This window comes from Meiothermus sp. Pnk-1 (assembly GCF_003226535.1).
In the GTDB taxonomy this organism is placed as follows: Bacteria; Deinococcota; Deinococci; order Deinococcales; family Thermaceae; genus Allomeiothermus.
Window position 1 is genome coordinate 411,413 of the sequence record NZ_QKOB01000002.1, and the last position, 7,253, is coordinate 418,665.

At 64.9% G+C, this 7,253-nt stretch carries 6 protein-coding genes and 1 pseudogene; 6 read left to right on the forward strand and 1 reads right to left on the reverse strand.

The features are described from left to right. The first annotated feature begins 34 nt into the window (after positions 1 to 34). The 5 genes and pseudogenes from serS to DNA98_RS04755 all read left to right on the forward strand — a co-directional run. A complete protein-coding gene (gene serS / locus DNA98_RS04735; protein WP_110526459.1) occupies positions 35 to 1,315 on the forward strand; it encodes a serine--tRNA ligase in 1,281 nt (426 codons plus the stop codon). 32 nt (positions 1,316 to 1,347) lie between these two features. Then, complete coding sequence (menC, locus tag DNA98_RS04740) at positions 1,348 to 2,460, forward strand: o-succinylbenzoate synthase (protein ID WP_110526461.1); 1,113 nt, start codon at positions 1,348 to 1,350, stop codon at positions 2,458 to 2,460. Continuing rightward, positions 2,457 to 3,230 (forward strand): GNAT family N-acetyltransferase, encoded by a 774-nt coding sequence (locus DNA98_RS04745; protein ID WP_110526464.1) that lies wholly within the window; start codon positions 2,457 to 2,459, stop codon positions 3,228 to 3,230. Before menC ends, DNA98_RS04745 begins: the two co-directional genes overlap by 4 nt. Further along, a complete protein-coding gene (locus DNA98_RS04750; RefSeq protein WP_110526467.1) occupies positions 3,227 to 4,324 on the forward strand; it encodes an amidohydrolase family protein in 1,098 nt (365 codons plus the stop codon). Before DNA98_RS04745 ends, DNA98_RS04750 begins: the two co-directional genes overlap by 4 nt. 261 nt (positions 4,325 to 4,585) lie before the next feature. Next, a pseudogene (locus DNA98_RS04755) lies at positions 4,586 to 5,530 on the forward strand (chloride channel protein); the annotation flags it as partial. 88 nt (positions 5,531 to 5,618) lie between these two features. On the opposite strand, the gene DNA98_RS04760 reads toward DNA98_RS04755, so the two are convergent. Further along, the gene (locus DNA98_RS04760; RefSeq protein WP_110526470.1) at positions 5,619 to 6,389 is read right to left on the reverse strand and encodes a PIG-L deacetylase family protein; all 771 of its coding nucleotides are present in this window, start codon (positions 6,387 to 6,389) and stop codon (positions 5,619 to 5,621) included. A 146-nt stretch (positions 6,390 to 6,535) separates the two neighbouring features. Between DNA98_RS04760 and aroH the strand changes: the two genes are divergently transcribed. Next, a complete protein-coding gene (gene aroH / locus DNA98_RS04765; RefSeq protein ID WP_110526473.1) occupies positions 6,536 to 6,904 on the forward strand; it encodes a chorismate mutase in 369 nt (122 codons plus the stop codon). Positions 6,905 to 7,253 lie beyond the last annotated feature (349 nt).

Consider the following 7,253-nt stretch of genomic DNA (forward strand, 5'->3'; position numbering starts at 1 on the left):
TTTTGGCGTGCGACGTGTGACGTAGGACGTTCCCATGCTTGATATCAAGTTCATCCGCGAAAACCCTGACCTGGTGCGCAAAGCCATCGAGCAGAAGGGGGTAGCGCTCGACCTGGACGAGCTGCTGGCCCTCGACCGCCAGATTGCCGAACTGAGGCGCCGGACGGAATCCCTACAGGCCGAGCGCAACGCCAACGCCAAGGCCGCGGCCAAGGCCACCCCCGCCGAGCGCGCCGCGCTGATCGAGAAGGGCAAGCAGATCGCCCAGCAGCTCGCCGACCTCGAGCCCCGCCTACGCGAGCTCGAGGCCCGGCTCAAAAACCTGCTCTACCTCACCCCCACCCTCCCCTGGGAGGGCGCGCCCGTCGGCCCCGACGACTCCTTCAACCGCGAGACCCGCGTCTACGGCAAGCCCCGCACCTTCCCCTTCAAACCCTTAGACCACGTCGAGCTGATCCACCGCAACGGCTGGGGGGAGCTCGAGCGCATCGCCAAGATCTCCGGCTCGCGCTCTTATGCGCTCAAGGGGGATCTGATGCTCTACGAGCAGGCCCTCTTGCGCTTCGCCCTCGATCAGATCGTCGCCAGCGGCTTCACCCCCATCAGCGTGCCCGCCTATGCCCGCGAGGAGGTGTTCTACGGTCACGGGCAGTTCCCCAAAGCCCGCGAGGACGTATACAAGATCGAGGGCGAGGACATGTACTTGGCCGGGACCTCCGAAGTACTGCTCAACTATCTCCACGCCGGGGAAATCCTCCCCGAGGCCGAGCTCCCCAAGGCCTACGCAGGCGTCTCGACCTGCTTCCGCAGCGAGGCCGGCTCGGCGGGCAAGGACGTGCGCGGGCTCATGCGCGTCCATCAGTTCAACAAGGTCGAGCAGTACGTGCTCTGTCGCGCCGAGCTCGAGGAGTCGGAGCGCTGGTTCGAGCTGATGCTCGCCAACTCCGAGCGCATCCTGCAAGCCCTGGAGCTGCCCTACCGCGTGATCGAGGTCAGCACCGGCGACATGGGGCTGGGCAAGTACCGCCAGGTAGACCTCGAGACCTGGGTCCCCAGCGAGAATCGCTACCGCGAAACCCACTCCTGCTCGGCGCTGCTGGACTGGCAAGCCCGCCGCGCCAACCTGCGCTACCGCGGCGAGGACGGCAAGGTGCGCTACGCTTACACCCTCAACAACACCGCCCTCGCCACCCCCCGCATCCTGGTGATGCTGCTGGAGAACCACCAGAACGAGGACGGCACCGTCACCGTGCCCGAGGCCATCCGGCCATATTTCGGTAAGGATAGGCTCGAGCCGGCCAGCTCCGGGCTTTGACCTGCCCCTAATTCCCACGTTAGCATACCCCCATGCGCATAGAAGCCGCCGAGATGAAACTCATCACCCTGCCGCTCAAGTTCCGCTTCGAGACCTCCTTCGGGGTGCAGACCGAGCGCCACATCATCGTGCTGACCCTCTACGGCGAAGGTTTGGAGGGCTATGCCGAGACCACCATGGAGCACACCCCACACTACCGAGAGGAGACCATCGCCGGGGCCTGGGCCCTGCTCGAGCACCTTCTCCTCCCCCGGGTACTGGGCAAGGACTTCGCCAACCCCGAGATGCTGTGGGCCGAGATAAGGGGGTTCCGGGGCAACAAGATGACCAAGGCCGCCCTCGAGATGGCCTTCTGGGACCTGTGGGCAAAAGCGCTGGGCCAACCGCTATGGAAGGTGCTAGGCGGGGTACGCCGCGAGATCCCCGTGGGCGTAAGCCTGGGGATCCAGCCCTCGGTGGAAGCCACCGTGGAGGCCGTGGGCCGCGGCCTCGAGGCGGGATACCGGCGGATCAAGCTCAAGATCAAACCCGGCTGGGACGTCAAACCCCTTCTGGCGGTGCGCAAAGCCTATCCCGAGGCCAACCTGACCGTGGACGCCAACTCGGCCTACACCCTGAACGATATCGCCACCTTCCGCAAGCTCGACGAGGTAGGGCTCGACTACATCGAACAACCCCTGGCCTACGACGATATCTTGGATCACGCCAAGCTTCAGCGGGAGATCGCCACCTCGCTGTGCTTGGACGAGTCCATCACTTCCCCCGAGGATGCGCGCAAGGCCCTCGAGATCGGAGCCGGGCGGGTCATCAACCTCAAGCCTGCGCGGGTAGGGGGCATCCTGGCAAGCCGCAAGGTCCACGACATTACCGAGAGCTACGGGCTACCGGTGTGGATGGGCGGAATGCTAGAAGCAGGCATAGGCCGGGCGCATAACATCCACGTCGCTACCTTGCCGATGTTCGTCAAACCCGGCGACACATCCTCGGCCAGCCGGTACTGGGAAGAGGATATCATCGAGGAACCGCTCGAGGCCCGCGGCGGGATGATGCCAGTACCTCAGGGAGCGGGCATCGGGGTTACGCCCAAACGCGAGCTCATCAACAAGTTGGCGCTGAAGTCGGCCTACATTGCAAACGCCTCATGATCGTGCAAGAACTCCACGATCCGCAGGACTTCTTCCCCATCGAAGCGCTGCAAAGCCGCATTTGGGGCGATCCCGAGGACGTGATGCCGGCCCGTTCGATGATGGCCCTCGTCCATGAAGGGGGGCTGCTGGCAGCCGCTTACCTCCAGGGCGAGCCGGTGGGCTTTGTCTTCGGTTTCCCCACCCACCACCGCCAGCGCCACCATTCGCACATGATGGGGGTGCTCGAGGAGCACCGAGGAAGCGGCGCGGCTTTGCTCCTCAAGCGTTTCCAGCGCGACTGGTGCCTGAGCCGGGGCTACGAGCAGGTGGTCTGGACCTTCGACCCTCTGCGCGGGGCCAACGCCCGCTTCAACCTCTGCAAGCTGGGCGTGACCTGGAACGAGTACATCCCCAACTGCTACGGGCCGATGGGAGGAATCAACGCCGGGGCCCCCAGCGACCGAGCCTACGCGGTATGGGAGTTGCGCGCCGAGCGGGTCTACCGGCGAATCTACAGGCCCGAGCCGGAAGTCGAAGCAGCGGGGATTCCCCAGGTCAACACGGTGCGCGACGAGGTGCCGATCCAGGCAGATCTCTCCCTCGAGCATCCCCGCCTGCTGCTGCAGATCCCGGAGGATTGGGGGGCCATCCTGCGCACCGACCCTGCCCTAGCAAACGCTTGGCGCGAGCACTCCAGGGAGCTTTTCCCTCACTACTTCGCCCGGGGCTACCGCGCGGTGGACTTTCTGCGCCACCCCAACCGCTACCTCCTCGAGCGCACCCCATGATCGCCCAGCTCTGGACCGCCGAAGTGGTTTATGCCGGATTCGGCACCCCGATGCTGAACGGGGCCATCGCGGTGGTCGGGGGGCACATAGCGGGGGTGGGAGGGCTCGAGGAACTGCGCCGGGCCTTCCCCCAAGCCGAGGTCATCCACAAGGGTAAGGCCCTCACCCCGGCCCCGGCTAACGCCCATACCCACCTTGACCTCTCTGCCCTCCCTCGCTTCAGCGGGCACTACGCCGATTTCATCCGCTACGTGATCGCGAGCACAGACAAACGTGGCCTGGAGGCAGCCAAGGCCGGGTATGCCGAGCTGGCGGCCAGCGGGGTAGGAGCCTTTGGCGACATCGTAGCACGGGATGAAGTCATGGATTTCTTGCTCGAGGCCTCTGCGCTGCCCGGGGTAGCCTACCGCGAGGTGATCGGGGTCAATCCGGAAAAAGCCCAGGAGGTATTCAAGGCGATGCGGCCACGCCTTCTGGCCTGGAAGAAGCGCGAGGGAAAAGTGAGGGTGGGCCTCTCCCCCCACACCGCCCATACCGTGAGCGCCCCCCTTCTCCAAAGCCTGGCGGAGTTCGCGCGGCTCGAGGGCTTTCCGCTGCAGATCCACCTGGCCGAAAGCCCTGCCGAAGTGGAGTACCTGCGCCGCGGCAGCGGGCCGTTGGCCCCTCTCCTCGCCCCGTACCGCGGCCGCTGGGGAGCGCCGGGGGTCTCACCGGTGCAATACCTGGCCGATTTGGGGGTGCTGGGGACGAACCTGACGTTGGTCCACGGAGTGCAGGTGGATGCCGCAGACGTGCAAATCTTGGCTCAATCCGGCTGCAAGGTGGTCTCCTGCCCCCGCAGCAACCAAGGGCTGGGATGCGGCGAGTTCCCTTGGCAGCTCTACCTCAAACACGGGGTCGAAGTGGCCCTGGGCACCGACTCCAAAGCCAGCTCCCCCGACCTGGATGTGAAAAACGAAGCCCTATCCCTATGGGAAAAGGTAGACCCTCGGGTAGTGGTCCGTGCGGCCACCCGGGGTAGCTACCGGGTGCTGGGGCTCGAGCCACCCCGCCTCACCCGAGGAACCCCCGCCGCCCAGATCCATATCTGGTAAGCGCTAACATGAGGAAGCGAGGTATCGATGCAGGTCGGCCCCCTCATCCTCTATAGCGCACTGGTCGGAGCCCTTTCGGGCACTGCGGTGGCTGGGTTTTCCTGGCTGCTGCGCAACCTGCAGGGATTCTTCATGGGCGATGTTCTAGGCTACTTGCCGCCGGGGCTGGTGAGCGAGGGGGGCCTCAACCAGGCTTTCAGCGGACCGCGCCACTGGCTGGTGGTGCTGCTGATCCCGCCGGCGTTTGCCCTGGCCAGCTACATGGGCACTGGCCGGGGGTTGGCCTGGTTGCTGCACGCCTACCGCGAAGGCCGACCCATTGCCTTCGTCGAGTTCATCCGGGGCATCTTTGCCAGCCTAGTTCAGCTTTCGGTGGGTTCGCCATTGGGCCGTGAGGGGCCCATGGTAGCCATCGGGCACTGGCTGGGGGCCTCGGTGGGGAGGCGCTTTCCTCTTAGTGGAGCGGGGCGATACCTCCCCTTCGCGGGGATAGCGGCGGGGTTCGCGGCGGCCTTTCACGCTCCGGTGGCCGGAGCCCTGCTGGCCAGCGAGATCCTGTTTCGTGGGCTGGCGCTCGAGGTCGCCGCCCTAGCCCCGGCATTGATCGGGGCGTTGGCCGGATTCACCGTGTACGGGGCATTGATCGGCTACCAACCCCTACTCGAGCTGCCCCCAGCGGTGATCTCCTGGTCGCAACTGGCTTTCGGTTTGTTGATCGGGTTGTTGGCCGCGGGAGTGGGCACGCTCTGGCTCGAGGGATCGCGCATCCTGGGCGGAATGTTGCGCCGTTTCCCTTTTCCGTTGCGGCATGGGCTGTTGGGCCTGGCCCTGGCCCTGGCGCTGGTGTTCTTACCGGAAGCCCTGGGCGATGGCCTGGCGTGGGTACAGCTGGGGCTGTCTCCGATTCTGGGGCTGGAGTTTCTGGCCATCACCTTTTTGGTGCGCTTTGCGATCGTGGTGCTGGCGGGTGGGGTACGAGCTTACGGCGGCTACCTCACCCCTGCGCTCACCATGGGCGGGCTACTGGGTCTCATCCTCTCTCTGAGCGTTCCCAGCTTTGCTCCGCCGGTAGAGGTCACCACGCTGGCGGGGATGTGTGCCCTGCTGGCCGGGGTGACCCGTGCCCCTTTTGCCGCGGTGGTACTGGCGGGGGAAATCGGTGGCTACAGCCAGCTACCTCTGGTGCTGCCGGCGGTGTTCGTGGCCTACGCCCTCACCAGCGCTCAAACCTACCCCGATGAGTTGCCGCAGGCGCTCGGTCCGGAACCCCTGTCCCCCACCGCGGATGAGGGCCCTAGCCCGGCAGATACCCCAGCGGCAGAGGTCCCTCGCTCTGAAAGCGTTCAGCAAACTTCACCCCAGCTTCCTGACCCAGCCGAGCCCGGCTCGCCCGAAAAGCCTCGGGAGAGTATTCCCAGCGATAAAAGGCCTGGTACAACCTAAAGACCTCCTCGGCCACCTCGATGGTCTCGCTGATGTCCACGTAGATAGCAGGCCGGGGCAGATCGCTGCGGTAGTAGTGCAGAAGACGGACGGGAGAACGGTGGGCCTCGAGCGCCACCCCACCGCCATTTTCCCCTAGCCCCTCAGGCCGGGATGAGGCCCTGGTTCCGGCCACCTCGGCAACGGAGGCCAGGGCGGGCGGCTGAGCCCTAACCCCCACCAGCTTGGGAATGCGGCAAAACTTGAGCGCCGAGAGCGTAGCCCAGTAGGCCGCGCGATGATCGGGATGGACGTCGTAGGGGTCCCAGGTGAAGACCACGTCGGGTTTCCAGGCGGCAATCTTCTGCGCCAACATCAGCGCCTCTTCGCGTCCGCCGGTGAGGCCAGCGTCGGGGTAGCCCAAGAACTCATACTCGGCCCCCAGGATCTGGGCTACCGCACGCCCGTGCCCCTCACGGATTTGGGCCACCTCCTCGGGTGGGGTGTCGCCGAACTGGCTGGCGAGTTCACCCCGGGTGAGCCAAACCAGCTTGACCGCGTCTCCCCGGCGGGCATGCTTGGCGAGGGTTCCGCTTACGCCGATCTCGTCGTCAGGATGAGGGAAGATAGCCATCAAGCGCATGAGATATAGTCTAATGCCCGAGCACCCCTTGGAGCGACCCTGCCAATCTAGCGCGCCTTGCGTTTTGCGTATGACGTGCCACATACGACGCGAGTTCCGTTCCATGACGTGTTGAGTGTTTAGCCTGTAGCGTTTAGCATACCTTCATGGTCCGGGGCATCCGTGGCGCCATCACCGTAGAAGAGGACACCCGTGAGGCCATCTTGTCGGCCACACGCGAGCTTTTGTCCAAGATGCTCGAGGTCAACGGCATCACCGATCCCGATAGCATCGGCGCGATGATCTTCACCCTCACCGATGACCTGTGCGCGGCCTTTCCCGCAGAGGCCGCGCGGCAATTGGGGATGCAAATGGTTCCGCTCATCAACTCGCGCGAGATCCCGGTGCCTGGCTCCTTGAAGCGGGTAATCCGGGTGATGATCCTCTGGAACACCGACATTCCCCAGCGTAAGGTGCGCCACGTCTATTTGCGCGAGGCCGTCCAGCTCCGGCCCGACCTCGAGAGCGCCCAGTAAGCTGGCCTTCGCGTTCTACCCTTTCCCGATGCAGGATGGGCTCAGTTACCAGTGGTCTGGTAACAAGATTCGCATACCCTTCCCTGCTAGCAGTACGCCCCGCGTCAAACGTCCTACGCCGTACGAGGGGAATCTGCCTCTGGGTGTACGAGCTTTGCTCGTCCCGATAGGGGATCGTCCCTTGGGTGTACGGGCACCGCCCGTCCCGTAGGGGATCGTCCCCTAGGTGTACGGCGGCACGCCGTCCCGACAGGGAATCTACCTCCGGGTGCACGGAGCTTGCTCCGTCCCGATAGGGAATCTACCCCCGCGTTTAGCGTCTGGCGTTTTGCGTATTGCGTACGACGTA

Bases quoted from the DNA above. Each gene is read 5' to 3' on its own strand.
- serS (WP_110526459.1), top strand. From the start codon at position 35: ATGCTTGATATCAAGTTCATCCGCGAAAACCCTGACCTGGTGCGCAAA.
- menC (WP_110526461.1), top strand. From the start codon at position 1,348: ATGCGCATAGAAGCCGCCGAGATGAAACTCATCACCCTGCCGCTCAAG.
- DNA98_RS04745 (WP_110526464.1), top strand. From the start codon at position 2,457: ATGATCGTGCAAGAACTCCACGATCCGCAGGACTTCTTCCCCATCGAA.
- DNA98_RS04750 (WP_110526467.1), top strand. From the start codon at position 3,227: ATGATCGCCCAGCTCTGGACCGCCGAAGTGGTTTATGCCGGATTCGGC.
- DNA98_RS04760 (WP_110526470.1), bottom strand. From the start codon at position 6,389: ATGCGCTTGATGGCTATCTTCCCTCATCCTGACGACGAGATCGGCGTA.
- aroH (WP_110526473.1), top strand. From the start codon at position 6,536: ATGGTCCGGGGCATCCGTGGCGCCATCACCGTAGAAGAGGACACCCGT.